General features: G+C 72.6%; 16 protein-coding genes. 7 read left to right on the top strand and 9 right to left on the bottom strand.

Annotated features, from left to right (window positions below):
• Positions 1-62: 62 nt before the first annotated feature.
• Positions 63-1610 carry a leucyl aminopeptidase gene (locus EDD93_RS20325; RefSeq protein WP_123526499.1) on the bottom strand — a complete coding sequence of 516 codons (1548 nt, stop codon included), beginning with the start codon at positions 1608-1610 and terminating at the stop codon, positions 63-65.
• Between the two features lie 269 nt (positions 1611-1879).
• Between EDD93_RS20325 and EDD93_RS20330 the strand changes: the two genes are divergently transcribed.
• Positions 1880-2728: an endo alpha-1,4 polygalactosaminidase gene (locus EDD93_RS20330; RefSeq protein WP_123526500.1), complete on the top strand. Its 849-nt coding sequence runs from the start codon at positions 1880-1882 to the stop codon at positions 2726-2728.
• A 19-nt stretch (positions 2729-2747) separates the two neighbouring features.
• On the opposite strand, the gene EDD93_RS20335 is transcribed toward EDD93_RS20330, so the two are convergent.
• Positions 2748-3527, bottom strand: a complete 780-nt coding sequence (locus tag EDD93_RS20335) for an adenosylcobinamide-GDP ribazoletransferase (protein ID WP_123526501.1) — start codon at positions 3525-3527, stop codon at positions 2748-2750.
• 88 nt (positions 3528-3615) lie between these two features.
• Between EDD93_RS20335 and EDD93_RS20340 the strand changes: the two genes are divergently transcribed.
• On the top strand, positions 3616-4377 hold the full coding sequence (locus EDD93_RS20340) for a hypothetical protein (RefSeq protein WP_123526502.1): 762 nt from the start codon (positions 3616-3618) through the stop codon (positions 4375-4377).
• Here EDD93_RS20340 and EDD93_RS20345 read toward each other — a convergent pair.
• The 4 genes from EDD93_RS20345 to EDD93_RS20360 form a co-directional block, all read right to left on the bottom strand.
• Positions 4320-5048 carry a hypothetical protein gene (locus tag EDD93_RS20345; protein ID WP_123526503.1) on the bottom strand — a complete coding sequence of 243 codons (729 nt, stop codon included), beginning with the start codon at positions 5046-5048 and terminating at the stop codon, positions 4320-4322. The two genes, EDD93_RS20340 and EDD93_RS20345, sit on opposite strands and share 58 nt — an antisense overlap.
• On the bottom strand, positions 5045-6847 hold the full coding sequence (locus tag EDD93_RS20350; protein WP_123526504.1) for a phosphatidylglycerol lysyltransferase domain-containing protein: 1803 nt from the start codon (positions 6845-6847) through the stop codon (positions 5045-5047). The genes EDD93_RS20345 and EDD93_RS20350 overlap by 4 nt, the downstream gene beginning before the upstream one ends.
• Before the next feature lie 92 nt (positions 6848-6939).
• On the bottom strand, positions 6940-8082 hold the full coding sequence (gene cobT, locus EDD93_RS20355; RefSeq protein ID WP_123526505.1) for a nicotinate-nucleotide--dimethylbenzimidazole phosphoribosyltransferase: 1143 nt from the start codon (positions 8080-8082) through the stop codon (positions 6940-6942).
• A gap of 152 nt (positions 8083-8234) precedes the next feature.
• Positions 8235-9437 (bottom strand): bifunctional adenosylcobinamide kinase/adenosylcobinamide-phosphate guanylyltransferase, encoded by a 1203-nt coding sequence (locus EDD93_RS20360; RefSeq protein ID WP_123526506.1) that lies wholly within the window; start codon positions 9435-9437, stop codon positions 8235-8237.
• Positions 9438-9565: 128 nt separating this feature from the next.
• Between EDD93_RS20360 and EDD93_RS20365 the strand changes: the two genes are divergently transcribed.
• Positions 9566-9811 carry a hypothetical protein gene (locus tag EDD93_RS20365; RefSeq protein WP_123526507.1) on the top strand — a complete coding sequence of 82 codons (246 nt, stop codon included), beginning with the start codon at positions 9566-9568 and terminating at the stop codon, positions 9809-9811.
• Positions 9812-9881: 70 nt separating this feature from the next.
• Here EDD93_RS20365 and EDD93_RS20370 read toward each other — a convergent pair whose 3' ends face one another.
• The 3 genes from EDD93_RS20370 to EDD93_RS20380 all read right to left on the bottom strand — a co-directional run bounded on the left by EDD93_RS20370 (position 9882) and on the right by EDD93_RS20380 (position 12514).
• Entirely contained in the window at positions 9882-10973 is a 1092-nt protein-coding gene (locus EDD93_RS20370; protein ID WP_123526508.1) for a S1C family serine protease, read from the bottom strand.
• Positions 10974-11072: 99 nt separating this feature from the next.
• Entirely contained in the window at positions 11073-11825 is a 753-nt protein-coding gene (locus EDD93_RS20375; protein ID WP_185092506.1) for a methyltransferase domain-containing protein, read from the bottom strand.
• Between the two features lie 89 nt (positions 11826-11914).
• Complete coding sequence (locus EDD93_RS20380; RefSeq protein WP_123526510.1) at positions 11915-12514, bottom strand: DUF3043 domain-containing protein; 600 nt, start codon at positions 12512-12514, stop codon at positions 11915-11917.
• Positions 12515-12833: 319 nt separating this feature from the next.
• Between EDD93_RS20380 and EDD93_RS20385 the strand changes: the two genes are divergently transcribed.
• The 4 genes from EDD93_RS20385 to EDD93_RS20400 all read left to right on the top strand — a co-directional run bounded on the left by EDD93_RS20385 (position 12834) and on the right by EDD93_RS20400 (position 16012).
• Complete coding sequence (locus tag EDD93_RS20385) at positions 12834-13619, top strand: PspA/IM30 family protein (RefSeq protein ID WP_123526511.1); 786 nt, start codon at positions 12834-12836, stop codon at positions 13617-13619.
• A gap of 9 nt (positions 13620-13628) precedes the next feature.
• A complete protein-coding gene (locus tag EDD93_RS20390) occupies positions 13629-13907 on the top strand; it encodes a PspA-associated protein PspAA (RefSeq protein WP_123526512.1) in 279 nt (92 codons plus the stop codon).
• A gap of 150 nt (positions 13908-14057) precedes the next feature.
• Positions 14058-15320 carry a sensor histidine kinase gene (locus EDD93_RS20395; protein ID WP_123526513.1) on the top strand — a complete coding sequence of 421 codons (1263 nt, stop codon included), beginning with the start codon at positions 14058-14060 and terminating at the stop codon, positions 15318-15320.
• Positions 15317-16012 (top strand): response regulator transcription factor, encoded by a 696-nt coding sequence (locus EDD93_RS20400; RefSeq protein WP_123526514.1) that lies wholly within the window; start codon positions 15317-15319, stop codon positions 16010-16012. Before EDD93_RS20395 ends, EDD93_RS20400 begins: the two co-directional genes overlap by 4 nt.
• Positions 16013-16034: the final 22 nt, after the last annotated feature.

Consider the following 16034-nt stretch of genomic DNA (forward strand, 5'->3'; position numbering starts at 1 on the left):
TGCCGTGGGTGGAACACGGACGGCCCCGGACGTATGCCCGGGGCCGACCAGCGATGACGACCTCAGCCCAGGTCTCCGGCCGCGGTGCGCTCGGCGAGCTTGACCAGGGTGCGGACCGCGGATCCGGTGCCGCCCTTGGGCGTGTAGCCGTACGGGGCGCCCTCGTGGAAGGCGGGGCCCGCGATGTCCAGGTGCGCCCAGGCGATGCCCTCGCCGACGAACTCCTTCAGGAACAGACCGGCCACCAGGCCGCCGCCCATCCGCTCGCCCATGTTGGCGATGTCGGCGGTCGGGGAGTCCATGCCCTTGCGCAGGTCGGCGGGGAGCGGCATCGGCCAGGAGGCCTCACCGACCTCGTCGGCGATCTCGTGGATCGAGGTGCGGAAGGCGTCGTCGTTGGCCATGATGCCGAAAGTGCGGTTGCCCAGGGCCAGCACCATCGCGCCGGTCAGGGTCGCCACGTCGACGATCGCGTCCGGCTTCTCCTCGGAGGCGCGGGTCAGCGCGTCGGCCAGGACGAGACGGCCCTCGGCGTCCGTGTTGAGGACCTCGACGGTCTTGCCGCTGTACATGTTCAGCACGTCACCGGGGCGGGTGGCGCTGCCCGAGGGCATGTTCTCGGCCAGCGCGAGCCAGCCGGTGACGTTGACGCGCAGGCCCAGACGGGCGGCCGCGACGACGGAGGCGAACACGGCGGCGGCGCCGGCCATGTCGCACTTCATCGTCTCGTTGTGGCCGGCCGGCTTCAGCGAGATGCCGCCCGAGTCGTAGGTGATGCCCTTGCCCACGAGGGCCAGGGTCTTCTCCGCCTTCGGGTGCGTGTAGGCGAGCTTCACCAGGCGCGGGCCGCGGGCCGCGCCCTGGCCGACGCCGAGGAGGCCGCCGTAGCCGCCCTTGACCAGGGCCTTCTCGTCGAGCACCTGCACCTTGATGCCGTGCTCCTTGCCGGCGGCGGTGGCCACGGCGGCGAAGGACTCGGGGTACAGGTCGTTCGGCGGGGTGTTGATCAGGTCGCGGGCGCGGTTGATCTCCTCGACCAGCGCGACGGCGCGCTCCGCGGCGGCCTTGAACGCCTTGTCGCGGGGCTTGGCGCCGAGCACGGCCACCTCGGCGAGCGGCTGCTTCGCGCCACTGGATGCCTTGGGGGCCAGCTTGTTCTCACCGCGCTGGTAGGCGGTGAAGGCGTATGCGCCCAGCAGGGCGCCCTCCGCGACGGCCTCGGCGTCCTCGACGGAACCGACGGGCAGCGCGAAGCCGGCCTTCTTCGAGCCGGCGAGCGAGCGGGCGGCGGAGCCCGCGGCCCGGCGCAGCGCCTCGGCGTCGTAGGCGCCGTCCTTCTCCGGGGCCGGGCCGAGTCCGGCCGCGATGACGACCGGGACCTTCAGACCGTCGGGCGCGGGGAGCTTGGTCAGTTCGCCCTCGGCACCACTGGCGCCCAGGGTCTCCAGGACGGCGGCGAGCTTTCCGCCGAACGCCTTGTCCACGGCCTCGGCGCCCGGTGCGAGGACCAGGTCGCCGGCCTTGGATCCGGCGCCCTTGGCGACGCCGACGACGAGTGCGTCGGCGCGCAGCGTCGCCGCACCGGAGGTGCTGAGAGTGAGAGCAGTCACGGTGGTGAAATCTCGCTTCCGTAGAGTTCTGTGCCGGTCTGTGTTGGCCTGTGCTGGCCGAGAGGGCGGGTCGACCGGGCCCGGCGCATCGTAGGCGTCGCCGCAATGTGCCGGGAATGAGCCTACGCGCGCCCTTGGTGCCGGATCACGGCGGCGGGGCGGGTATGCGTCCGGGGAGTCGTACGGTTGTCCTGCCGGGACGATCTTCCCGGGGGGAACGGGGCGTGACCGGAGCGGTGTTGGCCGCACGCCGGTGAGCAGGGAGAACGATGCGCGAGCGGCTGGCCGCAAGAGTGACCGGGGGGCCGGCGGTGCTGCCGGTCACCGTACTGATTCTGCTGGCGGTGCTGGCCGGCTGCACCTCGGCGCCGGAATCCGCCGGGGCCGCCGCCCCGTCCGCCGGGGACCGCTGGCAGCCCGAACCGGGCACCGACTGGCAGTGGCAGCTGTCCGGCCGGCTGGACACCACCGTGGACGCCCCGGTGTACGACATCGACGGCTTCGACCACGACGCGGACCAGGTGGCCGGCCTGCACCGCAAGGGGCGCAAGGTGATCTGCTACCTCTCCACCGGCGCCTGGGAGGAGTTCCGCCCGGACGCGGACGACTTCCCGGCGGCGGTCCTCGGCAAAAGCAACGGCTGGGCGGGGGAGCGGTGGCTCGACATCCGCCGCACCGACGTGCTGGAGCCGCTGATGGAGACCCGGATCGCGATGTGCGCGAAGAAGGGCTTCGACGCGGTGGAACCCGACAACATGGACGGCTACCGCAACCGGTCCGGCTTCCCGCTCACCGCCGCCGACCAGCTGCGCTACAACCGGATCGTCGCCCGCACCGCGCACCGCCACGGCCTCGCCGTCGGCCTGAAGAACGACCTCCCGCAGATTCCCCAGCTGGTGGGGGACTTCGACTTCGCGGTGAACGAGCAGTGCGCCCAGTACGAGGAGTGCGAGGAGCTCACCCCGTTCGTGAAGGCGGGCAAGGCGGTCTTCCACGTGGAGTACGAGTTGCCCGTGGCACGGTTCTGCGCGGACTCCCGGCGGCTGGGGCTCAGCTCGCTGCTCAAGAAGTACGAGCTCGGCGTCTGGCGCCGGGGGTGCCCGGCGGCCGGGGCCTGACCGGGCGGCCGGTCCTCGCTCAGCCGAGCGCCAGCCCCACCAGCGTCACGGTCGCCGCCGTCTCGGCCAGTGCCCCGAACACGTCGCCGGTCACCCCGCCGAAGCGCCGCACGCAGTGCCGCAGGAGCAGCTGGGCGACCGCGAGAGCGGCCAGGGCGGCCAGACCGTACCGCAGCGCCCCGTACCCGCCGAACGACGCTCCCGCGCCCGCGCACGCCGCCACCGTCACCAACGCGGCCGCCACCGCGCCCCGGACCGGGACCGTGCCGGCCACCGCGGCGCCCAGCCCCTCCGGGCGGGCCGCCGGGACCCCGCGTCGGGAGGCCAGCGTGAGGGCGAGCCGGGCGACGACGGCGGCCACGGCGGCGGCGGCCGCGCCCCGTACCCAGCTCTGCGCGTACAGCTGCTGAAGGACCGCCACCTGCGCGAGGAGCACGAACAGCAGGGTGATCACACCGAATGGCCCAATGTCGGACTGCTTCATGATCCGCAGCGCGTCCTCGGCCGGTTTCCCGCTCCCGAGCCCGTCGGCCGTGTCCGCGAGACCGTCCAGGTGCAGCCCCCTGGTCAGGGCGGCCGGCACCGCCGCGCTGGCCACGGCGGCGAGCAGCGCCCCCGAGCCGCACAGCAGCAGCAGGCTGCCCGGCACCGCCGCGAGGACCCCCACGGCCAGACCGGCCAGCGGGGCGCACAGCATCCCCGTCCGCGCCGCCTCGCGGTCCCAGCGGGTGACGCGGACGGGGATGACGGTGAGGGTGCCGAAGGCGAAACGTATGCCGTGGCTGTTCAGGGAGGTCACGGCGCGCAGGCTAATCGGTGGACGCGGCCGATAGATTGTGCAAAACGTCACGGAGCGGGGCGAAAGCGGTTTATCGGGAGTGGGTGGCATGGGTCACTGGTTCGATCAGAACGTCGTCGAGCCGGGGAAGCTGCCCCTGCTCCTGGCGCTGGCCTCCTTCGTGCTGACCTTCGGGATCACCCGGGTCATCACCCGCATGATCCGTGCCGGGAAGGGCCCCTTCGGCAACTTCACCCCCGGCGGGGTCCATGTCCACCACGTGGTGCCCGGGGTGGTGCTGAGCGTGGTCGGCGGCTTCGGCGCGGTCGCCAGCGACCGGCACGGTGTCACCGCCGGGATCTGCGCGGTGGTGTTCGGCATGGGCGCGGGGCTGGTGCTGGACGAGTTCGCGCTGATCCTGCACCTGGACGACGTGTACTGGACCGAGGAGGGCCGCCAGAGCGTGGAGGTCGTGGTGCTCACCGCGGCTCTGGTGCTGCTCGTGCTGGGCGGGTTCTCGCCGCTCGGCGTGAACGACCTGAGCGACGATCAGCAGCAGGGCCGCCTCAGCGCCGTGCTCACGGTCGTCATCAACTTCTGCTTCGTGCTGATCGCGCTGTTCAAGGGCAAGGCGCGGATGGCGGTGGTGGGCACTCTCGTCCCGTTCGTCGCCCTCATCGGGGCGATCCGCCTCGCCCGGCCCACCTCCACGTGGGCGAAGCGGTTCTACCGCAACCGGCACCGGGCCCGCTCCCGCGCGGTGCTGCGCGCCTACCACCACGACGTCCGCTGGGCCGGCCCGCGCCGCAGGTTTCAGGACCTGATCGGCGGCGCGCCCGACCGGGTCCCGGCGCCCACGCCCAAACCCTGACGGCGGCGCAGCCTGCGCCGGTCCCGGCGGCCCGAGACCGCGCACAGGAGGAGGGCCGCCACGATGGCCGCCAGATGCTCCTTGCCCGCCAGGTTGTCCTTGACGGCCACCTCGGCCACCATCGCCGCGATCACCACCGCTCCGGTGAACCGGGCGCGGTGGACGTGGCAGAGGTAGACCGCGAGGGCGACCACCGCCGCCGAGGGGCCGGTGTCCACGACCAGGGCGTCGGAGGCGGGCAGCCCGAGGAACCCGTCGGGGCCGACCGCGACCCCGATCCGCGCGTACAGCGTCCCGGCCAGCGTCGCGACGTACGCGATCAGCAGCGTCCGCCACCGGCCCAGGCAGATCTCGGCGATCCCGAACACCAGCAGCAACTGCGCCAGCGCGCCCCAGACCGGCAGATCGAGCGCGGGCACGAACAGCGACAGCGGGGTACGCAGCAGAGCCACCCAGAGCGGATCCTCGGCCCGCACCGAACCGAGCGTCTGCACCGGGCCGAAGCCCCAGGACCGGTTCTGCACCACCTGGAGCACCGCGGTGAGACCGACCGCCGTCAGTGTCATCGGGACGGCCCGCAGCCGGTCGGCGGCGAGTGCGGCCCGTACGGTCGCCCACAGCGGACCCCACTCCCGGCGGGCGGCCCGGCCCAGGGCGCGCACGGGTCTCATCCACGCGGTCCGAGGTGCGAGCGGTGCAGCCACTTGGGCAGACCGGGCGCCTCCAGGAACCCTTCGGCGCGTCCCGCGGCGATGCCGATGCGCAGCAGGTCGGAGCTCTTCTCGAAGAGCATGAAGCGCGGTTCCCAGATCGGCCGGTACTTGGCGTTGGCGCGGTAGAGCGATTCGATCTGCCACCAGCGCGAGAAGAAGCTGAGCAGGGACCGCCAGAGTCTGAGCACCGGCCCGGCGCCGAGCCGGGAGCCGCGCTCGAAGACCGAGCGGAACATCGCGAAGTTCAGCGAGACCTGGGTGACGCCGATCTCCTCGGCCCGCTGCAGGAGTTCGATGACCATGAACTCCATCAGGCCGTTCTCGGCGTCCCGGTCACGGCGCATCAGGTCGAGCGAGAGGCCGTTCGGGCCCCAGGGGACGAAGCTCAGCACGGCGCGCAGCTCGCCCCGCCCGCCCTCCTCGGGAGCCGTGTCGCGGCATTCGAGCATCACGCAGCGGCCGTCGGCCGGGTCGCCGAGGCGGCCGAGCGCCATCGAGAAGCCGCGTTCGGTGGCCCCGTCGCGCCAGTCGTCGGCCCGGCGCACCAGCTCGGCCATCTCGTCCTCGGGGATCTCCTGGTGCCGGCGTACCGTCACGTCGTAGCCGGCCCGTTTGACCCGGTTGTACGCCTGGCGGACGGTGCGCATCGCCCGTCCCTCCAGGGTGAACTCGGCGGTCTCCACGATCGCTTCGTCCCCGAGCTCCAGGGCGTCGAGCCCGTGCCGGGCGTAGACGGTGCCGCCCTCCTCGCTCACGCCCATCGCGGCCGGGGTCCAGCCGTGCTCGCGGGCCTCGGCCAGCCAGGGGCCGATCGCCCCGGGCCAGGCCTCCGGATCGCCGATCGGGTCACCGGAGGCCAGCGAGACCCCGCCGACGACCCGGTAGGTGACGGCCGCCTTCCCGGTCGGGGACCAGATGACGCTCTTCTCGCGGCGCAGCGCGAAGTACCCGAGCGAGTCCCGGTCGCCGTGCTTGTCGAGCAGGACGCGCAGCGCCTCCTCGTCCTGCGGGCTGATCGGGTCGACGGCCCGGCGGGAGCGGAAGGCGGCGTAGACGACGGCGATCAGCAGCAGCGTGGACATGATGTTGATCACGACGTTGACCCAGCCGGGCGTGGTGATGCCGGGGAACCGGGTGTCGTTGTCCGCGACGGACACCAGCCGCAGCGCCCCGTAGCGCCAGCGGTCCAGGAACGTCGAACGGGACTCGTCGTGCGCGGTGTTGGTGGCGGCGACCAGGGCCGCCGCGATGAGCGAGGTGACCAGCAGCCCGACGACCGCGACCAGCGCGGCCAGCTTCGGATTGGACCGGTCGCCCTTGGCGTAGAACTCGCGCCGGCCGAGGGCCAGCGCGAGGACGAAGGAGGCGGTCAGCGCCAGCGAGATCCAGTTCTGCGGGTACCGGCGGATCTCCGGGAAGCCGATCACCGCGGCGAAGAGCAGCAGCGTGAGCCCGCTCAGCACCATGTTGACGATCCACGCGGCGCGTTTGCGCCGCCGCATGGTGACCGCGAGGAAGAGCGCCACCACCCCGGACGAGAAGCCCGCGGTGAGCAGGTAGGGCGTGAAGTAGTTCTCGGTGTTGTGGCGCCGGAGGTCCTGTCCGAAGGTGACCCAGGCGGCGCTCAGGAAGTTGATGAACGACACGACACGCAGGTACCAGATGGCGAAGGCCGCGCTGCGTCGTGACCGGACCGTGCTCTGTGCCGGAACGGCGCCCCGCCCGGATTCCTCGCTGGCCAATCTGACCTCTCCCATGAAAAGCGATCATATGGGGCATCGCACTTCATAAGAGGCCACGTCGCGGCCGGTGTCCGGCGGCCGCAGCCGGGCCGGCCGGCTGCTTCCCGTCAGTTCCCGGCCGGTTCGCTCTCGTTGGCCCCTTCGCCGACGGCCGCCTTCCCGTCGTCGTCCCCGTCCCCCAGCTCTTCCTTCTCGTCGTCCTCGTCGGCGGCCGGTGCGCGCTCGGGCAGTTCCGCCGCCAGCGCGGCGGCAGCCTGCACGAACGGAAGTGCGAGCAATGCCCCGCTTCCTTCCCCGACCATGACGCCGTGGTCGAGCACCGGGTTGAGCGCCATCCGGTCCAGCGCCTTCGCCTGGGCCGGCTCCCCGCTGACGTGACCCGCCAGCCACCAGTCCGGCGCCCGGAACGCGGCCCGCTGGCCGACCAGGGCCGCGGCCGCCGAGACCACGCCGTCCAGGATCACCGGCAGCCGGCGCACCGCGCACTGCAGCAGGAAGCCGGTCATCGCCGCCAGGTCCGCGCCGCCCACCGCGGCCAGCAGCTCCAGCTGGTCGCCCAGGACCGGCCGGGCCCGGCGCAGCGCGTCCCGGACCGCCGCGCACTTGCGCATCCAGGCCAGGTCGTCGATGCCCGCGCCGCCGCGCCCGGTGACCACCGAGGCGTCGGTGCCGCACAGCGCCGCGATCAGGGTGGCCGCGGCCGTCGTGCCGCCCACGCTCAGATCGCCGAGCACCACCAGGTCCGTGCCCGAGTCGGCCTCCTCGTCGGCGATCGCCATACCGAGGCGCACCGCCCGTTCGGCCTCCTCGGCCGTCAGCGCGTCCTCGATGTCGATCCGGCCGCTGCCCCGCCGCACCCGGGTCCGCACCACGTGCTCCGGCAGCAGCTCCGGGTCGCAGTCCAGGCCGGCGTCGACGATCCGCACCGGTACGGAGAACCGGCGGGCCAGCACGGCGCCCGGCGTCGCACCGTCGAGTGCGGCCCGCACCAGCTCGTGCGCGCTGCCGGCCGCCCGGCCGGAGACGCCCAGCGCCGCCACCCCGTGATCACCGGCGAACAGCACCACACGCGGCTGCCCGATCGGCCTGACCGGAACGGCCTGCTGGGCGGCCGAGAGCCATTCACCCAGCTCGTCGAGGCGGCCGAGGGCGCCCGGCGGCACGGCGAAGCGCTCCCGGCGCTCCTCGGCGTCTCGCCGTACACCCCCGTCGGGGCGTTCGATCAGGTCGGAGAAGTCGTCCAGATTCACGGGGGTCTGCCTCGCGGGTCGATACGTCGTGTGGGCCGGGGAGCCCGGCCACAGCCCCTCAGAGCATGCCGGGTGACCTCCCCCTGCGGAACAGTACCCGCCACGATTTCCGGGCCCCTGCCGGTGCGCCGCCCCCGGCGCCGGCCGGATCCTCAGCCGCGCAGGGTCAGCGACTGCCCCGCCACCACCAGCAGCACCTGCTCGCACTCGGCGGCCACCGCCGCGTTCAGCCGGCCGAGCTCGTCCCTGAAGCGCCGCCCCGCGGCCGACGCGGGCACCACCCCGGAACCGGTCTCGTTGGTGACCGCGACGACGGTGCGCCGCGTCCCCCGGACGGCGGCCACGAGCTCCGCCGTCCGCTTGCGCAGGGTGCTCCGCCCGCCGCCCGCCCACGCCGTGTCGTCCCAGGCGTCCACCCGGTCCATCGCGTCCGTCAGCCAGAGCGAGAGGCAGTCGATCAGCAGCGGGGGCCCGTCCGAGGCCAGCAGTTCCGCCAGCTCGCAGGTCTCCTCGGTGCGCCAGGCCGCCGGTCTGCGCTCCCGGTGCAGCCCGATCCGCTCCGCCCACTCCGCGTCGCCGTCGCGGGAGCCGCCGGTCGCCACGTACACGACCTCCGGATAGGTCTCCAGGCGCCGCTCGGCCTCCACCGACTTCCCGGACCGCGCGCCGCCGGTGATCAGGGTGCGCCGGGGGATGTCCGGTGCCGCGCGGTAGCCGCCGACCGGGAGCGTCGTCCCGTCCGGCACGGCCCGCGCGCCGGCTGCCGCGAGCCTGCGGTCGAGCTCGGGGCCGGGCGGCGCGTCATGGTCCAGATGGACGGCGATCACCTCGGTGGCCGGCCCGATCGCGGCGACGGCCCGCAGCCGGGCCACCGCGTCGGGGCGCCCCACGACATCGCAGGCCACCAGATCGTACGGCTCCGCCATCCGGTCGGCGAGACCGGCCGGGGCGGCGCGCGGCGGCAGGTACAGCAGCCGCTCGCCCTCCGGCGCCGTCACCTCGTACCCGGTGCCCGGCGCGTCCATCGGCACGGCCCGCACCCGGTGCCCGCTGATCAGGGTCAGCTCCCGCCCGTCCGGCACCCGGCCCGCCGCGGGCAGCCCGGCGGGCAGCTCGACGGCGGGGCCGTCGTGCGGATGGGTGAGCAGCACCTGGCGTACGCCGCTGAGCGAGTGCCCCGCGCGGGCGGCGGCGAACACCGCCCCGGGGGTCAGGTCGAGCAGCAGCGCGTCGTCGACCAGCAGGGCGGTCGCCGCCCGGCTGCGCGTCCCCCGGGCGGTGGCGCAGGCGGCGCAGGGGCATTCGGGCCGAGGCAGCCCGTCGGGGGCTCCGGTGCCGAGCAGAGTCAGTTCCACGGTCCGATCCTCCCGCGTACCCGCGCCGGGTGCGCGACGTGGGGGTGACCGGAGGTGCCGGGGCCCCTTCCCGCGCTGGTCGTAAGCACTAGGCTGCCGTACGGAACAAATGGACCCAGGAGGCGGACATGGCGTGGACGTGGCGGTTCGAGAAGTCCGACGGCACGGAGACGGAGCCGGCCCTGCAGCCGGAGGAATTCACGACGCAGGGCGACGCGGAGTCCTGGATCGGTGAGTACTGGAAGGAACTCCTGGACGGCGGGGCGGCCCAGGTGACGCTCTTCGACGACGGAACGAAGATCTACGGCCCGATGAGCCTCCAGGCCGAGCAGCCCGAACCGGCCGAACAGCCCGAGCAGGCCGAGCAGAGCTGAGCCGGACGGCCGCCGCGCGCGCCCCTCGGGACGTGCCCGGCGGCCGCGCGGCCGCCGCGCGCGCCGCCTCTCAGATCTCGCCCAGGGTGACCTGCGCGGTCTTCTCCGCCTCGCTGCGCTGATACGTCACGGTCACCTTCTGGCCCGGCTTGTCCGAGGCCAGCGCCTCCGACAGGGACGTGATCGTGGTGACCGGCGTGCTCCCGATCTTGGTGATGATGTCCCCGGCCCGCAGACCGGCCTTGTCGGCCGCGCCGCCCTTCGAGACGCTGACGAGCGCGACCCCGGCCGGCTTGTAGCTGTTGTCGACGACCGTGCGGCCGGTGATGTCCAGCGCCGCCCGGCCCGAGTCGGTGACCTTGCCGCTCTTGATGATCTGGTCCGCGACCGTCTTCACCATCGAGACCGGGATCGCGAACCCGATGCCGGGCGCCGCGCTCCCGCCCAGCTGCGGATCGGTCGCCGCCAGCGTCGGGATGCCGACGACCTCGCTGTTCAGGTTGACCAGCGCGCCCCCGCTGTTGCCCGGGTTGATCGCGGCGGAGGTCTGCACCATGTTCGCGATGGTGGCCCCGGTGCCGCCGCCCGCGCTGCTCTCGCTGACGGTCCGGCCGAGCGCCGAGACGATGCCCTGGGTGACGCTGCTGGACAGTCCGAGCGGCGAGCCCATCGCCAGCACGATCTGCCCCACCGCGACCTTCTCCGAGTCGCCGAACTTCGCGGCCTTCAGCCCCTTGGGCACGTTGTCGAGCTTGATGACGGCGAGGTCCTGCTCGGGGTAGGCGGCGACCAGCGAGGCGCTCAGCACCTTCTCGCCGGTGGCCGAGCTGACCTTGAAGGTCTTCTCCTTGCCGACGACGTGGGCGTTGGTGACGATATGGCCCTTGGTGTCGTAGACGATGCCGGAGCCCAGGCTGTCCGACGCGTCGATCTGCACCACCGAGGGCAGCACGTTCTCGATGACCGACTGGTATTCGGCCTGGAGGTCGCCGGTGGCCTTGGAGGCCGAGCCCTGCTGGACCGTGCCGGACTTCGTCGCGTCGGGCGCGGAGGAGTTCGAGTTCGAGTCGGAGCAACCGCCGGCCAGCGCGATCGCACAGACACCTGCGGTCAGAGGCAGCAGCAGCCGGCGCGCACGGCTGCGGGAGTGAGTGGAATCCATGTCCGGATTATCACTTTTGGCCCCATTGGTGGCTCGTTGAGCGCACCCGATCAGTGGCTCGTCGAGCGCGCCCGCCCGAGCGCGGCCGGGGCGCGTTCTTCAGCCCCGTACTCCGCACAGGTGCAGCAGGGCCGCCACCCGGCGGTAGGGGTCCGTCCGGCCCGCCCGGTCCTCCGCCGCGAGCACCCGCTCCAGCTCGGCGGCCGGCGGCAGCGCCACGTCGTTGCGCACGTTGTCCGTGAAGACACGCACCCCGTACCAGGCATGCAGCGGCGCCGCGATCCCGGCGAGCGTCGCGGTGAGGGCGTCGAGCCGGTCCGCGCGTACGGACACCCCGAGCCGGTTGGTGTACCGGTCGGTGTCGAACGAGGCCAGCGCGGTGTCCCAGTCCCCGGCGGTCCCGGCCCGCATCGCCAGCGCGTCCGCGTTCCGTACGAGGAGGGACAGCAGGCCGCCGGGCGCGAGCATCCGGGCGAGCCCGGCCACCATGGCGTCGGGTGCCTGGACATACATCAGCACGCCGTGGCAGAGCACCACGTCGAAGCTGCCGGGCAGGAAGTGCACCCCGGTGTCCTGGCCGTTGCCCTCGATCAGCCGGACCCGCTCGCGGATTCCCTCGGGCTCGCCGGCGAGTGCCTCACGGGCGGTCCGCAGCATCCCGGCGTCCGACTCGAGCCCGGTCACGGTGTGGCCGGCCCGCGCGAGGCGCAGCGCCTGGGTGCCCTGGCCCGTGCCGACGTCCAGGATCCGCAGCCGCTGCCCGACCGGGAAGCGGGCCGCGATCTGCTCGTCCAGCTGCCGGGCGACCAGCTCCTGGCGCACGGTGTTGCGCAGGCCGCCGAGCCCCTCCAGCCAGGCCGACGCGGCCCCGGAGAACCCGGACGCGGCATCACCCGGCCGGCCGGCGGACGCACCGCCGGCCGCGCCGAAGAGATCCGTACTCAGGGCCGCTCTCCGCGCTTGACCTGCGGCTTGGGCAGTCGCAGTCGTCGCATCTGGAGCGTGCGCATCAGGCCGTAGGCGACCGCGCCGCGCTTGGGCGTATCGGGGAAGCGCTCGTTCAGCTGCTTGCGCAGCCGGAACGTCAGCCCGATCGAGTCGACGACGATCAGCACGATGACGCCGAGCCAGAGCAGCAGCGAGATGTTCTGGATGCCCCGCACCTGGATCACACTGAGAATCAGGATGATCACGGCGAGCGGCAGGAAGAACTCCGCGATGCAGAAGCGCGAGTCCACGAAGTCACGGACGAAGCGCCGCACCGGGCCCTTGTCGCGGGCCGGCAGATAGCGCTCGTCACCACTGGCGAGCGCCTCACGCTGCTTGGCCATGTCCACGCGGCGCGCCTCGCGCTGGCGCTTCATGGCCTCCTTGCGGTCGGTCGGCGCTCCACTGGAGGCACGACGGCGCTGCGTTTGGGCATCGCTGCGCTTGGGGGTGGGGCGACCTTTGGGGGCCTGCGGGTCGCGGGGCGTCTTGGAGAGGTCCGCCGTCACCTTGCCGGTGGGGGCCTTCTCTTCCTTGGAGCGGCTACGGAACACAAGGCCCAAGGGTACGGGGTCGATCGCGACGACCCCAGACCGGCCGGGAACGATCCGGCAACGGCCTGCGTCCCCAGCAGTGTGCGAGCGGGACGATTCGGGCGTTGTCAGCGGGGCGGCAGGGCCGTCGTCAACGGATTCCCCGACCTTCACCTACTCCCTGCGCCGGAGTGCCGGGCGGTGTCAGTCGTCCTTGGGGAGGACCACATCCTTGCTCGAACAGTGCGGTAATAGAGACAGGGCCCGTACTGTGGGTTCTGTTGGAGTGCTGGAGACCGGTTAAGTCAGAAGGGGGCGCGCGAAGCCCATGAGCGGTGTCATGAAGCGTATGGGGATGATCTTCCGCGCGAAGGCGAACAAGGCTCTTGACAGGGCCGAGGACCCGCGCGAGACCCTCGATTACTCGTACCAGAAGCAGCTGGAGCTGCTTCAGAAGGTGCGCCGCGGTGTCGCCGATGTGGCGACGTCGCGCAAGCGTCTGGAGCTGCAGCTGAACCAGCTGCAGGGCCAGACCTCGAAGCTGGAGGACCAGGGCCGCAAGGCGCTCGCGCTCGGTCGCGAGGACCTGGCCCGCGAGGCGCTGTCGCGCCGGGCGGCACTCCAGCAGCAGGTCACCGACCTGGAGACGCAGCACACCACGCTGCAGGGTGAGGAGGAGAAGCTCACCCTCGCGGCCCAGCGGCTGCAGGCCAAGGTCGACGCCTTCCGTACCAAGAAGGAGACGATCAAGGCCACCTACACGGCGGCCCAGGCGCAGACCCGGATCGGGGAGGCCTTCTCGGGCATCTCCGAGGAGATGGGCGATGTCGGCCTGGCGATCCAGCGGGCCGAGGACAAGACCCAGCAGCTCCAGGCCCGCGCCGGCGCGATCGACGAGCTGCTCGCCTCCGGCGCCCTGGACGACCCGACCGGCACGGCGAAGGACGACCTCACCGCCGAGCTGGACCGGATCTCCGGTGGTTCGGACGTGGAGCTGGAGCTGCAGCGCATGAAGGCCGAACTGGCCGGCGGCTCCTCCTCGCAGCAGGCCATCGAGGGCGGCCCGCAGGATGCCGCCCAGCAACAGCAGCAGGACCGGTCCCCGAACAAATTCGACAAGAACTAAGGCAGCGTCATGATCGTACGGATCATGGGGGAGGGCCAGGTACTCCTGGCCGACAGTCATCTCGCCGAGCTCAACGAGCTCGACAACGAACTGCTCGCCGAAATGGAGAGCGGCGACGGCCCCGGCTTCCGCTCCACTCTCCACGCGCTCCTCGCCAGGGTGCGCGAACTCGGCACGCCGTTGCCGGACGACTCCCTGGAGCCGTCCGAGCTGATCCTGCCGTCACCCGAGGCGACCCTCGAAGAGGTACGCGCCATGCTCCGCGACGACGGTCTGATTCCCGGCTGACTACCGGCAACTCCAGCACCCGCACCGACAGTGCCCCGCGCCCGGTCCGCCGGACGCGGGGCACAGTCGTGCGTACGCCCGTCACCCCGGCGCCCCTGCTCGGCGCAGGCCGGACGGATTTCCGCGCGACACGCCGTAACGTTGCTTGACGTGACCACCCTCGGAACCGGCGTGCTGCGCGTCCGGCACTGGCTGCGCGACCACCCGCTCGCGCCGGACGGAGCGCTCGCCCTGTGCGTGCTCACGTCCATGATCATCGGATCGTTCGCTGATCCGGGCTCGCACAACGGACCCACCTTCGGCACCCGCACGCCCGCCGCGAGCAGCGTGCTGCTGATGGTGCTGAGCGCCCTCGCCCTGGTGTGGCGCCGCCGCCATCCGATGGCGGTGCTCGTCGCCACCGGCGGACTGACGGTCGTCGAACTGGTGCTGGTGGACCCGCCCGCCCCGGTGGTGATGAGCGTGGTCATCGCCCTCTACACCATCGCCTCCCGCACCGACCGCCCCACCACCTGGCGGGCCGGGCTGCTCACGATGACCGCGCTCACCGCCGCCGCGATGCTCTTCGGGTCGGCGCCCTGGTACAGCCAGGAGAACTTCGGCGTCTTCGCCTGGACCGGAATGGCCGGCGCCGCGGGCGACGCGGTGCGCTCCAGGCGGGCGTTCGTCGACGCGATCCGGGAGCGCGCCGAACGGGCCGAGCGGACCCGCGAGGAAGAGGCCAGGCGCAGGGTGGCCGAGGAACGGCTGCGGATCGCCCGCGACCTCCACGACGTCGTCGCCCACCACATCGCCCTGGTCAACGTGCAGGCCGGGGTAGCGGCCCACGTCATGGACAAGCGCCCCGACCAGGCCAAGCAGGCGCTCGCCCACGTCCGCGAGGCGAGCCGCTCCGCGCTCAACGAACTCCGGGTCACCGTCGGGCTGCTGCGCCAGTCCGGCGACCCCGAGGCGCCGACCGAACCCGCCCCCGGCCTCGCGGTCCTGGACGAGCTGGTGAAGACCGTGCGCCGGGCCGGGCTGCCCGTCGAGGTGGCCTGCGCGGCCGACGGGAACCCGCCGCTGCCCGCCGCCGTGGACCTGGCCGCGTACCGGGTCATCCAGGAGGCGCTGACGAACGTCCGCAAGCACGCGGGTCCCGGTGCCAAGGCCGAGGTGAGCGTCGTACGGGTCGGGGCCACCGCCGAGGTCATGGTGCTCGACAACGGCCGCGGAAATCCGGACGGCAGGGACGACGGGGGCGGCCACGGCCTGCTCGGCATGCGGGAACGGGTCACGGCCCTGGGCGGCACCCTCAGCGCCGGACCCCGTTACGGCGGCGGATTCCGCGTCCATGCGATCCTGCCCGTCAAGGCCCTCCCCCAGCAGCCGGATCAACCGGACATGGCGGGCCGGACGGGGGAGAACGCATGACACCGGCCATCAAGGTCCTGCTCGCCGACGACCAGGCGCTGCTGCGCAGCGCGTTCCGGGTACTGGTCGACTCGGAGCCCGACATGACGGTGGTCGGTGAGGCCGCGGACGGTGCGCAGGCGGTGGAGCTGGCCCGCTCGACGCGTGCCGACGTGGTGCTGATGGACATCAGGATGCCCGGCACGGACGGGCTCACCGCGACCCGGATGATCAGCGCCGACCCGGATCTCGCGGACGTACGCGTGGTCATGCTCACCACCTTCGAGGTGGACGAGTACGTGGTCCAGTCGCTGCGGGCCGGCGCCTCGGGCTTCCTGGGCAAGGGGGCGGAGCCGGAGGAACTCCTCAACGCCATCCGGATCGCGGCGGGGGGCGAGGCGCTTCTCTCGCCGGCCGCGACCAAGGGGCTGATCGCCACGTTCCTCGCGCAGGGCGGCGGTTCGGCCGACGGGGGGCCGGGCGCGGCGGAGTACTCCGAGCGCCTTGCGGCCCTCACCACGCGGGAGCGCGAGGTGCTGGTCCTGGTCGCGGCCGGGCTCTCCAACGACGAGATCGCGGAGCGCCTGGTGGTCAGCCCGCTGACCGTCAAGACCCATGTGAACAGGGCGATGGCGAAGCTCGGTGCCAGGGACCGGGCCCAATTGGTGGTAATAGCCTACGAATCGGGCCTTGTCCGCCCCAGGGTGGAGTGAGGGTGCAGCCGCGGCGTACTCC

It is taken from the genome of Streptomyces sp. 840.1 (assembly GCF_003751445.1).
Classification (GTDB): Bacteria; Actinomycetota; Actinomycetes; order Streptomycetales; family Streptomycetaceae; genus Streptomyces.